Source organism: Neoroseomonas eburnea (assembly GCF_018129005.1).
Taxonomy (GTDB): domain Bacteria; phylum Pseudomonadota; class Alphaproteobacteria; order Acetobacterales; family Acetobacteraceae; genus Neoroseomonas; species Neoroseomonas eburnea.
In genome coordinates this window covers 64118-79072 of record NZ_JAAEDL010000021.1, presented here as the reverse complement: position 1 = coordinate 79072, position 14955 = coordinate 64118, and the positions used below count along the sequence as shown (strand labels likewise).

Below are 14955 nucleotides of genomic sequence, written 5' to 3'. Positions count from 1 at the left end.
ATTCATCCGCCTCCGGCCTTGCGCGCCTGCCAGCCGAGGAGCCTGAGCGCGTTCAGCACCACGGCGACGGTTGAGCCCTCATGGAACAGCACCGCGGCGCCGAGATTCAAGCCGAGGATCGCCGCCGGCACCAGCACCGCCACCATGCCGAGGCTGATCACCAAATTCTGCCGGATGACCGCGACCGTGGCGCGACCCAGGCCGAAGGCCTCGGGCAGGCGCGCGAGGTCGTCGCCCATCAGCGCCACATCCGCCGCTTCCAGCGCGACCGCCGAGCCCGCCGCGCCCATGGCGATGCCGATATCGGCCTGGGCCAGCGCCGGCGCATCGTTGACGCCGTCGCCCAGCATGGCGACGGGCTGCGCGGCGCGCAGGGCGCGCACCGCCGCCACCTTCTCCTCGGGCAGCAGTCCGCCACGCGCCTCGTCGAGGCCGACGTCTCGCGCCACCGCCGCGGCGACACGCACATTGTCGCCCGACAGCATGATCAGTGGCGCGAGGCCCATGGCGCGCAGCACGCCGACGGCGTCGCGTGCCCCGGCGCGCGGCGTATCCATCAGCCCGAGCGCGCCCAGCGCCCGGCCGTCGCGCGCCACCACCATCACCGTCCGCCCGGTGGTCTCCAGCGCGGCGATGGCCTCGCGCAGCGAGGCCGGCAGGCTCGCGGCCGCGGCGGCGAAACCGTCGCGGCCGATACGGATCTCGGCATCACCGCGGCGTGCCGTCACACCATGGCCGGTGACGCTGGCGACACCCTCGACCGCCGGCAGCGCGGTCGCCGCGCCGAGCCTGGCGCGCCCGTCGCGCGCCACCGCGACGGCCAGCGGATGATCGCTGAGCGCTTCCACTGCGACGGCGAGAGCGAGTAACTCGTCCTCCCGCACGCCCGGTGCCGTCAGCACGTCGGTCAGCCGTGGCCGCCCTTCGGTGAGCGTGCCGGTCTTGTCGAAGGCGACGGCGCGGATGCGCGCCAGGCCCTCAAGTGGCGCGCCGCCCTTGATCAGCACCCCCGCCCGTGCGCCGCGCGCGATGCCCGAGAGCACCCCCGCCGGGGTGGAGATGGCGAGCGCGCAGGGGCTCGCTGCCACCAGCACCGCCATGGCGCGGTAGAAGCTCTCGCCGAAGCTCTCGTCGCGTACCAGGAAGGCGAAGAGCAGCAGCACCACCACGGCAAGCACGGCCGGGACATAAAGGCGCTCGAAGCGATCGGCGAAACGCTGGGTGGGGGACGGCCGCGCTTCCGATTCGCGCACCAATCGGATCATCCGAGCCAGCGCGGTCTCGCCCGAGAGCGCGCTCACCGCCACCTCGATGGCGCCGGCGCCGTTCAGCGTTCCGGCGAAGACGCGGTTCTCGGGCGCGAGAGCCGCCGGGTTGGCCAGGGCGGCGGCCGCATCCGCGACGGGGCGCTTGTCGGCCGGCTGGCTCTCGCCGGTGATCGGCGCTTGGTCCACGCTGGTCTCGCCGCGCAGCACCACGGCATCGGCCGGGATGCGGGCATTGGGGCGGATCAGCAGCACGTCGCCGCGCATGAGCGCCGCCGCGGGTACGGTTTCCACGACGCCGTCGCGCAGCCGCTCGGCCGTGGCGGGGGCGAGATCCGCCAGGCCCGAGACCGCCTGCCGCGCGCGGCCCATGGCGTGGTGTTCAAGCGCGTGGCCCAGGCTGAACAGCGCGAGCAGCAGCGCCGCTTCCGCCCATTCGCCGAGCACCGCCGCGCCGGCCGCGGCCAGCAGCATCAGCCCGTCGATCTCCAGACGTCGCAGCCGCGCGGCCTCGATCGCCTCGCGCAGGATGAACCAGCCGCCGGCGATGCAGGCGGCGGCGTAGAGGCCGGTCGGCACCAGCGCCGGGACCGCCGCGATGAAGGAGAGCGCGAAGCCGGTGCCGAGCAGGGCGAAGCTGGCGATGGCGAAGATCATTTCGCTGTTGGCGCCGAACGGGCCATCATGGTCGTGATCATGCGCGTGACCGGGAGCCTCGGCATGGTCATGATCGTGCTCGTGCTCATCCGGCGCGGTCCGGCGCAGGCGCAGGCCGGCCAGCGCCGCCTCCAGCGCCGCCGCGTCGGTGACGCCGCGGTCGAACTCGATGCGCACCGGCCCCCCCGGGGCGGCCTCGGCCTCCAGCACGCCGGGCAGGCGGCCGAGCGCTTCCGCGACGCGCCGCGCCCGGCGGGCGGACAGCGTGCCGTCCACCTCCCAGACGACATGGCCGTAGCGCTCGGTCAGCCGCGCGCCCGCGGCCAGCGCCAGTTCGCGCAGCCGCGCGACCTCCAGCAGTGCCGCGTCGTGATGGATGCAGATCTGCGCCGGCACGCCGGCGCCCGCGGGCAGGACATGCACGCGAGCGATACCGGGTCGGCCCTCGATCTCACTCACCAAGCGGCGGACGCAGGCGTCTCGCGCATCGGGCGCATCCGGCAGCAGCACCGCGAGGTCGAGTCGGGTCATGCCTTCGGGCAGGTCGCGCTCGGACGGTGCCGGCGGTGCGGCGGCGCGGTCGTCAGCCACAACAGCCCGATGCGGGTGCCTTCGCGGCGTCACAGCAGGCGGAACCCTCGGCCGCCGGCTCGGCACTGTCGCAGCAACTGCCGGCCACCATCGGCGCGCCCTCGGCCTGCCCGGTCACCGGAAAGCCGCACGCGGCCCATCGCTGCATCCCGTACTGCATGTTCATCACACGCTCGTAGCCCTGGTACATCAGCCAGTAGGTGGCCTTCAGGCTGCGCTGCCCGACCGCGCAGGCCAGGATCACGTCGCGGTCGCGCGGGATTTCGGCCCAGCGCCGTTCGAGCTCGCTGAGCGGAATGCGCAGCTGCTCGCAATCGGCGAATGCCAGTTGGTCCACCTCGGCCGGTTCGCGCACATCCACCAGCAGCGCGCCTTCGGCCAGCAGACGGCGGGATGTCGTCGGGCAGACCTCACGCGCTTCGGCCAGGTCCTTTTTCACGGTCGCGCTCATGCCAGCCATCCTTGCACCTGCGCGCGCGCCGGCACCGAGCCGGCATGCACCACCTTGCCGTCCACCACCACGGCGGGGGTGGACATCACGCCGTAGCCGACGATCTCGCGCATGTCCTCGACCTTGCTGAGCGTCACGGCCGCACCGGACTCCTTCGCCACGGCGGCGATCACCTCGGCCGTGGCCTTGCACTTGGCGCAGCCAGGTCCGAGCACCTTCACATCCTTCATGGTTCGCGTTCCTTCAGGCAAACAGCAGGTTGAACAGGAAGCCTACGGCCAGGATGCCGCTGCCGACCACGGCCACGAACACGGCGATCAGCTTCACCGACAGCACCTTGCGCAGGATGATCATCTCGGGCAGCGACAGCGCGATCACGCTCATCATGAACGCCAGCACGGTGCCGAGCGCGGCCCCCTTGCCGAGCAGCGCCTCGACCACCGGGATGATGCCGGCGGCGTTGGAATACATCGGGATGCCGATGACCACGGCGGCGGGCACCGACCACCAGGCGTCCTTGCCCATGACCGAGGCGAGCAATTCCTCGGGTGCATAGCCATGGATCAGCGCGCCCATGGCAATGCCGGCGATGATCCAGTGCCAGACGCGCCCGACGATCTCGCGGATCGCGGACAGCCCGGCGCGGATGCGATCGGGCCAGGTCGAAGCGTCCTCGGGGATCTCCGCCGTGCCGGCGTGGATCTGCAGCACCCAGGGCTCGAGCCAGCCTTCGAGCTTCAGCCGGCCGATCACCCAGCCGGCGACGATGGCGATGCCTAGACCGAAGGCGAGGTAGGTCAGCGCCACCTGCCAGCCGAGGAGCGCGAACAGCAACCCGAGCGCGACCTCGTTCACCATCGGAGCCGCGATCAGGAACGAGAACGTCACGCCCAGCGGCACGCCGGCCGAGACGAAGCCGATGAACAGCGGCACCGCCGAGCAGGAACAGAAGGGCGTGACGATGCCCAGCGACGCCGCCATGGCATTACCCACGCCTTCGCGCTTGCCGGCCAGCAGCGCCCGCGTGCGCTCCGGCGAGAAGAAGGAGCGCACCACGCCCATCGCGAAGACCACGACCGTGAGCAGCAGCAGCACCTTCGGCACATCGTAGAGGAAGAAGGCGATCGCCTCGCCGAGATGCGATTGCCGTTCGACCGGCAGCAGCGAGACCGCCCATTCGGAGAAGGGGACCAGCTGGCTGTAGAGCAGCGCCCAGAGCGCGAGGCCCGCGGCGGTGCCGCCGAGCCAGGGCAGGGTCGAGGGCGCGCGGGGCGCGTCAGCGCTGGCGCTCATGCGGCGATCCTTTCAGCGGCGGGGGATGGCAGTCCGAGCGCAGCGTCGAGCAGCCGGCGCGCGGGGGCGGGCATCGCCGGGTTCAACCGGTAGCGCACCCATTGCGCGTCGCGCCTGGCGGCGACCAGCCCGGCCGTGCGCAGCACCTGCATGTGGCGCGACATACGCGACTGCGTGGCGCCGAGGCACTGCATCAACTCGCAGACGCAGTGTTCCTCGCCATCCCGCAGGCGGTGCAGGGCGGCGAGGCGGGTGGGGTCGGCCAAAGCGGAGAGAAGAGCGACGGAATCCATGCGCGGGAAATGCGCCCTCGCGCATATGCGGAAATGCGCGAATTCTGCAGCCTGGCCCCGCGCCCGCCGCATGGCCGTTGCTCTGCCGCCAGCGGTCTCAGCGCCGCGAGCCCGACCGGCGCCTCGGCCTGCCAGGGCAGGAGGAACGTCCGTCGCGCCAGGCTGCCCTTGATCCGCGCGATCTGCCCCGCCTCGCCGGCCATCCGCCGGGTCAGCAGCGGGTCCGTGGTGCCGCTGCCCGTGAGCGCCCGGTTGATGATCCAGGCCGCGGGCAGGTTCAGCAGCCGCAGCGTATGGCCGGTCGGCGCGGTGTCGAACAGCAGGTGGTCGTGGCCGTCCGTCTCGCCGGCCAGCAGGGCGGCGAACTCGTCGAAGGCGGCGACCTCGTTGGTGCAGGCGCCGGAGAGCTGTTCGCGCACCGTCGCGCGCTCGCCCTCGCTCGCACCCTCCATCTGCGCCAGCACGCGGGCGCGATAGGCCTCGGCGGCGGCCTCGGGGTCGATGTTCAGCGCTTCCAGCCCGGCCACGCCCGGCACCGGGCGCGGCGTGTCGGAGAGCGCGACGCCGAGCATCTCATCGAGGTTGGAGGCCGGGTCGGTGCTGATGAGCAGGACGCGCCTGCCGGCTTCGGCCGGCGCGATCGCCGCGGCGCAGGCGACGGAGGTCTTTCCGACGCCCCCCTTGCCGGTGAAGAACAGGCAGCGTGGCGGCGCCGTGAGGAAGGACGGCAGCTCAGCCACCCGCACCGCCCGCCATCTGGTCGTAGGCGCGCAGCACGTCGCGCCGTAGACCGCCGGCGGCCCGCCCCCCATGTAGAGCGCGACGGCGACCGTCTCCGCCACCTCCTGCCGCGTCGCGCCGTGCTAGAGCGCGGCGCGGGTGCGATAGGCGACGCAACCGTCGCAATGCGTCGCGATGCCGATGGCCAAAGCCATCAGTTCCTTCGTCTTCGTGTCGAGCGCGCCGACAGCGGTTGCCGCCATCCCCAGCGCGCCGAAGCCCTTCATCGCCCCGGGCGCGGCGCGCGCGATCAGCGCCGCGCCCTGGGCCACCGTCTCCGCGCGCTCCCTGAAATCGCCGGTCATGCGGGCCCCTCCCGTCCCTCAGATCCGCTCGAGGCAGAGCGCGATGCCCTGCCCGCCGCCGATGCACAGCGTGACGAGGCCGCGCCTCTGCCCGGCGCGCGCCATGCCGTGCAGCAGACGCGTGGTCAGCACGGCACCGGAGGCACCGATCGGATGGCCATGGGCGATGGCGCCGCCCTCGGGGTTCACCGCCTCCTCGCGCAGCCCGGTTTCCCGCATCACGGCGATGGCGATGGCGGCGAAGGCCTCGTTGATCTCGGCGCGCTCGACCTCCTCCGCCGTCCAGCAGGCGCGCGCCAGCGCCCGCTGCACCGCCGGAACCGGGCCGAGGCCGAAGAAATCAGGCTCCACCGCGCCGACGCCGGCGGAAACCAGCCGCGCCACCGGCTTGAGGCCGAGGCGCTCGGCGGCGCTGCGCTCGGCCAGCACCATCGCCGCCGCACCGCTGTTCAGCCCCGGCGCATTGCCCGCGGTGATGGTGCCGTCCTTGCGGAAGGCGGGGCGGAGCTTCGCGAGGGTCTCGGCAGTCGTGTCGGGGCGGTTGTGCTCGTCCTTCGCGAAGGCGATCGCGCCCTTGCGGCCCTTGATCTCGACCGGGGCGATCTCGGCCTCGAACAGCCCCGCCGCCTGCGCGGCCGAGAAGCGCGTCTGCGACCGCAGCGCCCAGGCGTCCTGCTCCTCGCGCGAGATCTGGCATCTCGTCGCCAGGTCCTCGGTGTGCCAGCCGGAATGCTCCCCGGAGAAGGCGTCGTTCAGACCATCGCACAGCATGCTGTCGATCACCTGGCTGTCGCCCATGCGCATGCCCCAGCGCCCGTTGGGCAGCAGATATGGCGCGCGGTCCATGTTCTCCATGCCGCCGGCGATCATCACCTCGGCCTCGCCGAGACGGATCTCCTGCGCGGCGGAGGCAATGGCCTGGGCGCCGGAACCGCAGACGCGGTTCACGGTCAGCGCCGGGGCGGAAACCGGAATGCCGGCGCCGATCGCCGCCTGGCGCGCCGGATTCATGCGGTTGCCAGCCTGGATGACGTTGCCCATCACCACGCCATCGACCTGTGCCGGATCGAGGCCAGCGCGCTCCATCGCAGCGCGGATGGCGACCGCGCCGAGATCGGTGGCCGGCGTGTCCTTCAGCGTGCCGCTGAAGGTGCCGAGCGCGGTGCGAACGGGGGTGCAGATGACGACGTCACGATCTTGCATGGGACCTGCTCCTGGGGCTGGATAGGGCTCAATCCGCGGCCGGCGCCGGGACGGTGGCGCGCGCCAGCCTGCCGGTGAGAGGCGTGGCGGCGGCCAGTGTGTTCGAGATGGTGCCGTATTTCCGGACGTTCTCGTGCAGCAGGTCGAGGCGGCGGTCGGTCTCGTCCGTATCCACGAGGATCTCGTAGGCGATACCGGTCAGTCGTGGCGGCACGTCCTGGCGTTCCGCGGTGAGCCGCACCTCGACGCCACGAAAGGTGAAGCGCAGCATCGGCGCGACGCGTTCGATACCCTTCACGATGCAGGCGGCCAGCGCCGCGAGAAGCAGCTCGACCGGGTTGAAGGCGTCGGTCCGCCCGGCCGCGTCGGTATCCGCCACAAGCGTGGCCTGCTTGCAGCTCATGCGCGTGCCATGGCTGTCGAGCCGCAGGGCGGTGACCGCGTAGGTCTGCACCGGTTTCACTCCCGCAGTACCCTGAAATGATTATCGCGCCAGAGGTTCCGGCATCTTGCGGCGTATCAAGTTGATCTGCCGCGCTGGTCGCATGACATCACCTCGGCCCACCCGTTTCGGGCGTGCGTGCCCGGATGCCGCCGCCAGGCCCGCCGGGAATCCTGCCCGATGCCGTCCTTCGAACGCCATCCCTCCTTCTGGGTCGCGTCGTGCACGGCCTCGTCGCGACCCGCCGCTTGGGGACGACGATCTACTACCGCATCGCCGATCGGCGGATCGAAGCCATCATCGCCATCCTGAAGGATCTGTACTGCCCGGCCCCGGCCTCACCTGCGTCGGCACCGCGAACTTCCTCTTGCGCCACGAGAATGCGCGTGTTCCTATATCAGGAACTACTAAAAAATAGGAGGGGCGCAAGGTGCTCGGTCTCCGGCCGGTCGTTCTGGTCAGCATGTTCGCCGCCATGGCCGCGGCCACGCCGGCATGGGCGCAGACAGCCCCAGCCGTCCCCTTCACGGTGGTCGACGATGCCATACCGCAACCCCTGACCTTGACGCCCGGCGACGCGACCCGCGGCCGGGCGCTCGCGCTCGACCGCAGCAAGGGCAATTGCGTCACCTGCCACGAACTGCCGTTGCGCGCCGATTTCCAGGGCGATCTCGGCCCGCCGCTGGCGGGCGTGGCGGACCGCTACAGCATTGGCGAGCTGCGCCTGCGCGTCGTCGACAGCAAGCGCATCAACCCCGAGAGCAACATGCCATCCTACCATCGCATCGACGGTCTGACCGCGGTGCGCAGCGACTGGGCCGGACGCCCGATCCTGACGGCGCAGGAGGTCGAGGACGTGCTCGCCTACCTGATGACCCTCCGATGAGACGAATGGAGACCACTATGGACACCATCGCCACACCGACGCGCCGCGGCATGCTGGCGCTCGCGGCAGGGGGGGTGGCGATCACCCTGCTGCCGCGTCCCGCCTCGGCGCAATTGGCCGCGCCCACCCAGGCCGCGATCGACCGCATCCGCGGCGGCCGCACGCCGCAGGAAGGGCGTGTCACGCTGCGCGTGCCGCCGATCGCGGAGAACGGCAACACCGTGCCGCTGACCGTTTCGGTCGAAAGCCCGATGACCACGGCCGACCACGTCAAGGCGATCCATGTCTTCGCCGACAGGAACCCGACGCCCGACATCGCGACCTTCCACATGACGCCGGCCATGGGCCGCGCGAGCGCGGACACGCGCATCCGCCTCGGCCAGACGCAGGACGTGGTGGCGTTGGCGGAGATGAGCGACGGCAGCCTCTTCATCGCGCGCGCCGAGGTGAAGGTCACCATCGGCGGCTGCGGCGGCTGAACGAGAAGGAACAGCAATCATGGCCGCACCCATCGGGCAGCCCCGCGTCCGCATCCCCGCCCAGGCCCGCGCCGGGGAGGTGATCGAGGTCCGCACCCTGATCTCCCACATCATGGAGACCGGGCAGCGCCGCGACCAGGCCGGCGCCGTCATCCCGCGCGACATCATCAAGCGCTTCGAGGCGAAGTTCGACGGCCAGCTCGTCTTCGCCATGGACCTCGCCCCGGCGATCTCGGCGAACCCTTACATCGCCTTCCCCTTCAAGGTGGAGAAGGCCGGCACCTTCGAGTTCACCTGGACCAACGACGCCGGCGAACAGCGCAAGGCGACGAACGAAATCAAGCTCGCCTGAGGCCGCGCCGATGGGAAAGGTGGCGGGGCTAACGCTCGGGGGTGCGGCGCTCGCGGCCGGGCTCGCCCTCGCCCAGGGCGGCGCGCCCGAGCCTCAGCGCGCGATCCCCGATCCGCAGTCGGGCCGGCACTTCGCCACGCCCGAGACGCTGGCCATCCAGGACGACGACTTCCAGAACCCCGCCATGCTCTGGGCCGAGGAAGGCGAGGCGGCCTGGAGTCGCGTCGAGGGCACGGCGGGGCAGTCCTGCGCCTCCTGCCACAACGACGGGACGCAGACGATGCGCGGCGTGCGCGCGCGCATGCCGGCCTATCACGCGCGGCTGAACCGCGTCGTGACGCTGGAGCAGCAGATCAACATCTGCCGCACGGAACGCATGGGCGCCCCCGCGCTGCCGGTGGACAGCCGGCCGCTCAACGCCATCACCACCTATGTCGCGCTGCAGTCACGCGGGATGCCCGTGAACGTGGACATCTCCGGCCCCGCGCGCCCGTTCTTCGACGCGGGCGAGCGCTTCTACAACACGCGGCGCGGCCAGCTCGACATGCGCTGCGGCTCCTGCCACGAGGACAACTACGGCCGCTCCCTGCGCGCCGACCTGCTCTCCCAGGGCATGAGCAACGGCTTCCCGACCTATCGCCTCAAGGAACAGCGGGTGATCAGCCTGCAGTTCCGCCTGCAGGGCTGCGTCAACGACGTGCGCGGCGAGGCCCCGCCGATGGGGGGCGAGGAGTTCACCAACCTCGAATTCTACCTGGCCTGGCGGGCGCAGGGCCTGCCGGTGGAAAGCCCCTCGGTCCGGCGCTGAGGCGGCGGGCCCCGGGCGGAGAAGACGCATGATCACCCGTCGCGACCTCCTCGCCGCCGCGGCGGCGCTTGCCGCGCTGTCCGCACGCGCCCAGCAGGCGCCGACCCAAGCTGAGCTGCTGCGCTTCGAGCCGCTCGGCCAGGTGACGCTGATCCACATCACCGACATCCACGGGCAGCTCATGCCGATGCTGTTCCGCGAGGCCTCGACCAATCTCGGCGTCGGCGAGGCGCGCGGCCAGGTGCCGCACGTCACGGGGGAGGATTTCCTGCGCGCCTATGGCCTGCCGCGCGGCACGGCGATGGCGCATGCGCTGACCGATGTGGACTATGTGGACCTCGCCCGCCGCTACGGCCCGATGGGCGGGGCCGACCGCATCGCCACCATCGTCAAGGCGATCCGCGCCGACCGCCCGGGCCGGACCCTCCTGCTCGATGGCGGCGACACCTGGCAGGGCGCCTGGACCAACCTGCAGACCAAGGGCGCCGACATGGTCGCCTTCCAGAGGGCGCTCGGCGTCGAGGCGATGGTCGGCCACTGGGAATTCACCTACGGCGCCGACCGTGTGAAGGAACTCGTGGCGGAACTCGGCTTCCCCTTCCTCGGCGGCAACATCCAGGACACCGAGTGGAACGAGGACGTCTTCCCCGCCGAGGCGGTGTTCGAGCGCGGCGGCGTGAAGGTCGCGGTGATCGGCCAGGCCTTCCCCTACACGCCGATCGCCAATCCGCGCTGGCTGATCCCGGACTGGGAATTCGGCATCAAGGAGGAGAAGCTCGCCGCCCGCGTGCGGGCGGCACGCGAGGCCGGGGCGCAGGTGGTCGTGCTGCTCTCGCACAACGGCTTCGACGTGGACCGCAAGGTGGCCTCCCGCGTGCCGGGTATCGACGTGATCCTCACGGGCCACACCCATGACGCGCTGCCGCGCCCGCTGCAGGTCGGCAACACGCTGCTGATCGCCACCGGCGCCAACGGCAAGTTCGTCAGCCGGCTCGACTTGGATGTGAAGGACGGCAAGGTGGCGGGGTTCCGCCACGCGCTGATCCCGGTCTTCAGCAACGCGATCGCCCCGGATCCCGAGATGGCCGCGCTGGTGCGCCGCGTGCGGGAGCCCTTCGCCGCCGACCTCGCGCGCGTGGTCGGCCGCACCGAGAGCCTGCTCTGGCGCCGCGGCAACACCGCCGGCACCTGGGACGACCTGATCTGCGACGCGCTGCTCGAGCAGCGGGAGGCCGAGGTCGCGCTCTCGCCGGGCTTCCGCTGGGGCACCACGCTGCTGCCGGGCACCGACATCACCGCCGAGGATGTCTGGGCGCAGACCGCCATGACCTACCCCGCCGCCTACCGCACCACCATGAAGGGGGAGATGCTCAAGGCGGTGCTGGAGGACGTGGCCGACAACCTGTTCAACCCCGATCCCTACTACCAGCAGGGCGGGGACATGGTGCGCACCGGCGGGATTTCCTTCACGCTGGACGTGGCCGCGCCCTCGGGCCGGCGCGTCTCGGACCTCACGCTGCTGCGCACCGGCCAGCCGATCGACGCCGCGCGCGACTACACCGTGGCCGGCTGGGCGAGCATCAACCAGGCGACCGAAGGCCCGCCGATCTGGGACGTGGTGTTCCGCCACCTGGCCAAAGGCCCGGTGCGCGCCGAGCCACGCAACGACGTGCGCCTCCGCGGCGCCTGAGTCCGCCATGCAGGTCGGCTACGCGGCGGCGCTGCTGGGCGGCACGCTTTCCTTCCTCTCGCCCTGCGTGCTGCCGCTGATCATTCCCTATCTCGGCTTCCTCGGCGGGGTGACGCTGCGCGCCGCCCCGGGCGGGGCGGCGGCCGAGGCGCCGGACCGCGCGCGCGTGCTGGTCGCGGCCCTGTTCTTCGTGCTCGGCTTCGCGACCGTCTTCACCGCGCTCGGTGCGACCGCGAGCCTGGTGTCGCAACTGCTGGCCGATCACCTCGATACGGTCGCGGTCGTCGCCGGCCTCGTGCTGATCGCCTTCGGGCTGCACTTCGCGGGCGTGCTGCGGCTGTCCTTCCTGAACTACGAGAAGCGCTTCCAGGTGGCGCAGAGGCCGGTCTCCCCGCTCGGCGCCTATGTCGTGGGGCTCGCCTTCGCCTTCGGCTGGACGCCCTGCGTCGGCCCTGTGCTGGCCGGCATCCTGACCATCGCCGCCGCGGCCGAGAGCGCTTGGCAGGGCGCGGCACTGCTCTTCACCTATGCGCTCGGCATCGGCATCCCCTTCCTGCTGGCGGCCGCCTTCGTCACACCCTTCCTGCGCTTCGTGCAGCGCTTCCGGAAGCATTTCCGCGTGGTCGAGATCGCCGTCGGCGCCCTGCTCGTGATCACCGGCCTGATGGTGCTGACCGGCACCTTCCAGGAGATCGGCACCTTCCTCCTTGACCGCTGGCCCGATCTCGGGCGCTTCGGATGAGGCGGGGATCAGCCCTGCTGGCGCCGGGCCTTCCAGGCGGCGAAGGAGGTGCCGTCGGCATAGCCGCGCTCGGCGACATAGGTGAAGAGGGCGAGGAAATCGGGCTTCGGCATCAGCCCGTGCATGCGCGCGACCTCGATCTCGCGGCCCATGCGTTGCGGTGCCTGCTCCGGCAGGAAGATGATGGTCGGCGTGAAGGTCACCCGCCAGCGCCGCGCCAGGGCGCGTTCCTCGTGAACGGTGCCGTCGAAGTCGGTCACCGGCCGCGCGCCGTGCAGGTCGAGTTGCACGATGCGGAAGCGCGGACGGATGAAGCCCTCGATCTCCGGCTGCGCCAGATGATCCGTATGCATCTCCCGGCAATAGGGGCAGCCACGCTGGTCGAAAGCCACGGCGAGGCGCTGGCCGGCGGCGGTCGCCTCCTCGAGATCCTCGCGCAGGTTGAGGAAACCCTCGTGGAACCAGTCCTGGGTCCAGCCGTTCTCGGTGCGCACCGGGGCGGCACGGCCGCGGGCGGGCACGCAGGCCAGGCCGGCCAGCAGGACGCGGCGGGCGATCCGGGACATGGGCCGTTCCTCGATGGTTCCGTCTCTACATCAGCATGTGCGCAGGCAGCGGGTGGGCGTCAATGCGCGTGAGGGCCGTTTTCGACGCGACCACCATCCTGCTCTCCAGCGCCCTCGGTCTGGTGGTGGAGATCATCGCCGGGCGGCTGCTCGCCCCTTATGTCGGGATGTCGGTGTATTCCTGGACGGCGGTGATCGCCGTGGTGCTGGGTGGCTTCTCCATCGGGCACTGGTGGGGCGGGCGGCTCGCGGGGCCGGACTGCGGCCGGGCGCAGGGCCATGCGCGGCTTGCCTGGATCCTCGCCGGCTGTGCCGTGGCGTCACTGGCGGCGGTGCCGGCGCTGCGGGTCGCCGCGCCCGTCCTCGACCGCGAGGGCGTCTCGCCGCTCATCGCCATGTTGGGTTTCGCGCTGGCGGGCTTCCTCGCCCCGAGCCTGCTGGTCGGCGCCGTCTCGCCCATCGTGACGAAACTCGCGGTCGAGGAGGCGCCCCGGGGCGAGGTCGGGCGCGTGCTTGGGCGGCTCTTCGCCGTCTCGGCGCTGGGCGCGATCGGCGGCACGCTGGCGGCGGGCTTCGTCTTCGTCGCCTGGATCGGGTCCTCGGGTACCATGCTCGCCTGCGCGGGGTGCTACGCGGCGCTGGCGGCGCTGCATGCGGCCGCCGCGGGTCGGCGGGCGGCGGCGCTGGGGCTCGCGGCGGCCGCGATCGCGCTCCCGGCCGGTGCCGCGGCGACACCGGCCTATGCGCGCGTCTGCGATGTCGAGAGCGCCTATGCCTGCCTGCGCGTGGTGGATGCCGAGCCGATGGTCGGCCGCCCCGCGCGGCTGCTGGTGCTCGACCACCTCGCGCATGGGATGAACCTGCGCGACGAGCCGACGACCTTCGTGCAGCCCTACCTGCATCTGGTGGACGAACTCATGGCCGCGCGCGGCCTACCGGCGGCGCCGGCCGCCTTCTTCGCCGGCGGCGGCGCCTTCACCCTGCCGCGCGCCTGGGCCGCCGACCATCCCGGAGGGCGCCTGATGGTCGCGGAGATCGACCCCGCCATCGCCGCGTTGGCGCGCCGCGACTTCTGGCTGCCGGACAGCCCGGCGCTGGAGGTGATCCTGCGCGACGGCCGCGTGGCGCTCCAGGCGGTGCCGGCGGGACCGCGCTTCGACCTGGTCTTCGCCGACGCCTTCCAGGATCTCGCGATGCCGGTGCACCTGGTGACGCGCGAATGGCACCAGGCGGTGCGCGCGCGACTGAAGCCCGGCGGCGCCTACCTGGTGAACGTGATGGAGGACCGCCGCGCGCCGCGCTTCCTGCTCGCGCTGCTGCGCACGCTGGCCGAGGATTTCGCCGCCGTCGAGGTCTGGGTCGAGGCGACGGAGCAGCCCGCGGGGCGGCGCATCACGTACCTCGTGCTGGCCTCCGACGCGCCGACAGCCGCCGCGCGCATCACCGCGCGACGCGGGCCGGAGCGGCTCTGGGTTCGGCTGCCGCCCCACTATGTCGCGTCGCGCTGGGACGCGGCGCGCGTGCCGGTGCTCACCGACGATTTCGCGCCGGTGGACCGGCTGATGTCCCACCTCATCCTGTCGCCGGAGGCGAGCGGACGATGAAACGACGCAGCATGCTCACCGCCCTCTCCACCCTCGCGCTTGGCGCGGCGGGCGTACGGGAGACGCCGCTCGCCGACCCGAAGCCGAGCATAGAGGCGCCGCGCCGAATCGTGGTCTCGCTGTCGGAAGCCGATCCGGCACGCGCCAATGCCGTGTTCAGCAACATCATCAACATCCAGTCCTTCTACGGGCAGGACCTGGTGCGGATCATGGTGGTCGGCTACGGGCCCGGCGTGCGCCACCTGATCTCGGCGGAGAGCCGAGTGGCCGAGCGAGTCGCCTCGCTGCGCGCCTATGACATCGAGTTCGTCGCCTGCGGCGCGACGCTCGATACGTTGGGGCTCGGGGCGGAGGCGGTGCTCGAGGGCGTGGAGGTCGTGCAGAACGGCCTGCCCGAGATCGTCGAGCGGGAGCTGGAAGGCTGGGTGCATCTCCGGCCCTGAAAGGGCCGGAGATCTGGAGTCTTCCTGATGCCCCCATACCGCTGAACCTCGCCGATGACCGCATCGGCGAGGTTCAGCGGTATGGCGCGCGGGGCTGCCGGGGCG

At 71.7% G+C, this 14955-nt stretch carries 18 protein-coding genes; 8 read left to right on the top strand and 10 right to left on the bottom strand.

All coding sequences use genetic code 11. The features are described from left to right. Positions 1 to 2: 2 nt before the first annotated feature. Genes GXW74_RS19410 through GXW74_RS19370 form a run of 9 tightly spaced genes read right to left on the bottom strand, consistent with a single transcriptional unit; the run spans position 3 to position 7292 of the window. Positions 3 to 2513, bottom strand: a complete 2511-nt coding sequence (locus GXW74_RS19410; protein ID WP_211848199.1) for a heavy metal translocating P-type ATPase — start codon at positions 2511 to 2513, stop codon at positions 3 to 5. Continuing rightward, positions 2506 to 2964 (bottom strand): rhodanese-like domain-containing protein, encoded by a 459-nt coding sequence (locus GXW74_RS19405; protein ID WP_211848198.1) that lies wholly within the window; start codon positions 2962 to 2964, stop codon positions 2506 to 2508. Before GXW74_RS19405 ends, GXW74_RS19410 begins: the two co-directional genes overlap by 8 nt. Beyond that, on the bottom strand, positions 2961 to 3194 hold the full coding sequence (locus tag GXW74_RS19400) for a thioredoxin family protein (protein ID WP_211848197.1): 234 nt from the start codon (positions 3192 to 3194) through the stop codon (positions 2961 to 2963). Before GXW74_RS19400 ends, GXW74_RS19405 begins: the two co-directional genes overlap by 4 nt. Positions 3195 to 3207: 13 nt before the next feature. Continuing rightward, positions 3208 to 4257, bottom strand: a complete 1050-nt coding sequence (locus GXW74_RS19395) for a permease (RefSeq protein WP_211848196.1) — start codon at positions 4255 to 4257, stop codon at positions 3208 to 3210. Continuing rightward, positions 4254 to 4550 carry an ArsR/SmtB family transcription factor gene (locus tag GXW74_RS19390; protein ID WP_246523688.1) on the bottom strand — a complete coding sequence of 99 codons (297 nt, stop codon included), beginning with the start codon at positions 4548 to 4550 and terminating at the stop codon, positions 4254 to 4256. Before GXW74_RS19390 ends, GXW74_RS19395 begins: the two co-directional genes overlap by 4 nt. Next, on the bottom strand, positions 4451 to 5392 hold the full coding sequence (locus GXW74_RS19385) for a TRC40/GET3/ArsA family transport-energizing ATPase (protein ID WP_338148278.1): 942 nt from the start codon (positions 5390 to 5392) through the stop codon (positions 4451 to 4453). Before GXW74_RS19385 ends, GXW74_RS19390 begins: the two co-directional genes overlap by 100 nt. Before the next feature lie 21 nt (positions 5393 to 5413). Further along, positions 5414 to 5635, bottom strand: coding sequence for a carboxymuconolactone decarboxylase family protein (locus GXW74_RS19380; protein WP_246523679.1), 222 nt, complete (start codon positions 5633 to 5635; stop codon positions 5414 to 5416). A gap of 18 nt (positions 5636 to 5653) precedes the next feature. Further along, the gene (locus tag GXW74_RS19375) at positions 5654 to 6838 is read right to left on the bottom strand and encodes an acetyl-CoA C-acetyltransferase (protein WP_211848194.1); all 1185 of its coding nucleotides are present in this window, start codon (positions 6836 to 6838) and stop codon (positions 5654 to 5656) included. A gap of 28 nt (positions 6839 to 6866) precedes the next feature. Beyond that, on the bottom strand, positions 6867 to 7292 hold the full coding sequence (locus tag GXW74_RS19370) for an OsmC family protein (protein WP_338148277.1): 426 nt from the start codon (positions 7290 to 7292) through the stop codon (positions 6867 to 6869). Positions 7293 to 7710: 418 nt separating this feature from the next. On the opposite strand from GXW74_RS19370, the gene soxX reads away from it, so the two are divergent. Genes soxX through GXW74_RS19340 form a run of 6 tightly spaced genes read left to right on the top strand, consistent with a single transcriptional unit; the run spans position 7711 to position 12237 of the window. Continuing rightward, positions 7711 to 8166: a sulfur oxidation c-type cytochrome SoxX gene (gene soxX / locus GXW74_RS19365; RefSeq protein ID WP_211848193.1), complete on the top strand. Its 456-nt coding sequence runs from the start codon at positions 7711 to 7713 to the stop codon at positions 8164 to 8166. 17 nt (positions 8167 to 8183) lie between these two features. Further along, positions 8184 to 8645 (top strand): thiosulfate oxidation carrier protein SoxY, encoded by a 462-nt coding sequence (soxY, locus tag GXW74_RS19360; protein ID WP_211848192.1) that lies wholly within the window; start codon positions 8184 to 8186, stop codon positions 8643 to 8645. Between the two features lie 19 nt (positions 8646 to 8664). Continuing rightward, positions 8665 to 8997, top strand: coding sequence for a thiosulfate oxidation carrier complex protein SoxZ (gene soxZ, locus GXW74_RS19355; protein ID WP_211848191.1), 333 nt, complete (start codon positions 8665 to 8667; stop codon positions 8995 to 8997). Positions 8998 to 9007: 10 nt separating this feature from the next. Further along, positions 9008 to 9805, top strand: coding sequence for a sulfur oxidation c-type cytochrome SoxA (soxA, locus tag GXW74_RS19350; protein ID WP_211848190.1), 798 nt, complete (start codon positions 9008 to 9010; stop codon positions 9803 to 9805). A 28-nt stretch (positions 9806 to 9833) separates the two neighbouring features. Beyond that, positions 9834 to 11495 carry a thiosulfohydrolase SoxB gene (gene soxB, locus GXW74_RS19345; RefSeq protein WP_211848189.1) on the top strand — a complete coding sequence of 554 codons (1662 nt, stop codon included), beginning with the start codon at positions 9834 to 9836 and terminating at the stop codon, positions 11493 to 11495. Between the two features lie 7 nt (positions 11496 to 11502). Beyond that, complete coding sequence (locus GXW74_RS19340; RefSeq protein ID WP_211848188.1) at positions 11503 to 12237, top strand: cytochrome c biogenesis CcdA family protein; 735 nt, start codon at positions 11503 to 11505, stop codon at positions 12235 to 12237. An 8-nt stretch (positions 12238 to 12245) separates the two neighbouring features. Here GXW74_RS19340 and GXW74_RS19335 read toward each other — a convergent pair whose 3' ends face one another. Further along, the gene (locus GXW74_RS19335) at positions 12246 to 12803 is read right to left on the bottom strand and encodes a thioredoxin family protein (protein WP_211848187.1); all 558 of its coding nucleotides are present in this window, start codon (positions 12801 to 12803) and stop codon (positions 12246 to 12248) included. A gap of 68 nt (positions 12804 to 12871) precedes the next feature. On the opposite strand from GXW74_RS19335, the gene GXW74_RS19330 reads away from it, so the two are divergent. Together GXW74_RS19330 and GXW74_RS19325 are read left to right on the top strand one after the other, a co-directional pair. Then, positions 12872 to 14407, top strand: a complete 1536-nt coding sequence (locus GXW74_RS19330; RefSeq protein ID WP_211848186.1) for a fused MFS/spermidine synthase — start codon at positions 12872 to 12874, stop codon at positions 14405 to 14407. Next, on the top strand, positions 14404 to 14850 hold the full coding sequence (locus tag GXW74_RS19325; protein WP_211848185.1) for a DsrE family protein: 447 nt from the start codon (positions 14404 to 14406) through the stop codon (positions 14848 to 14850). The genes GXW74_RS19330 and GXW74_RS19325 overlap by 4 nt, the downstream gene beginning before the upstream one ends. Positions 14851 to 14955 lie beyond the last annotated feature (105 nt).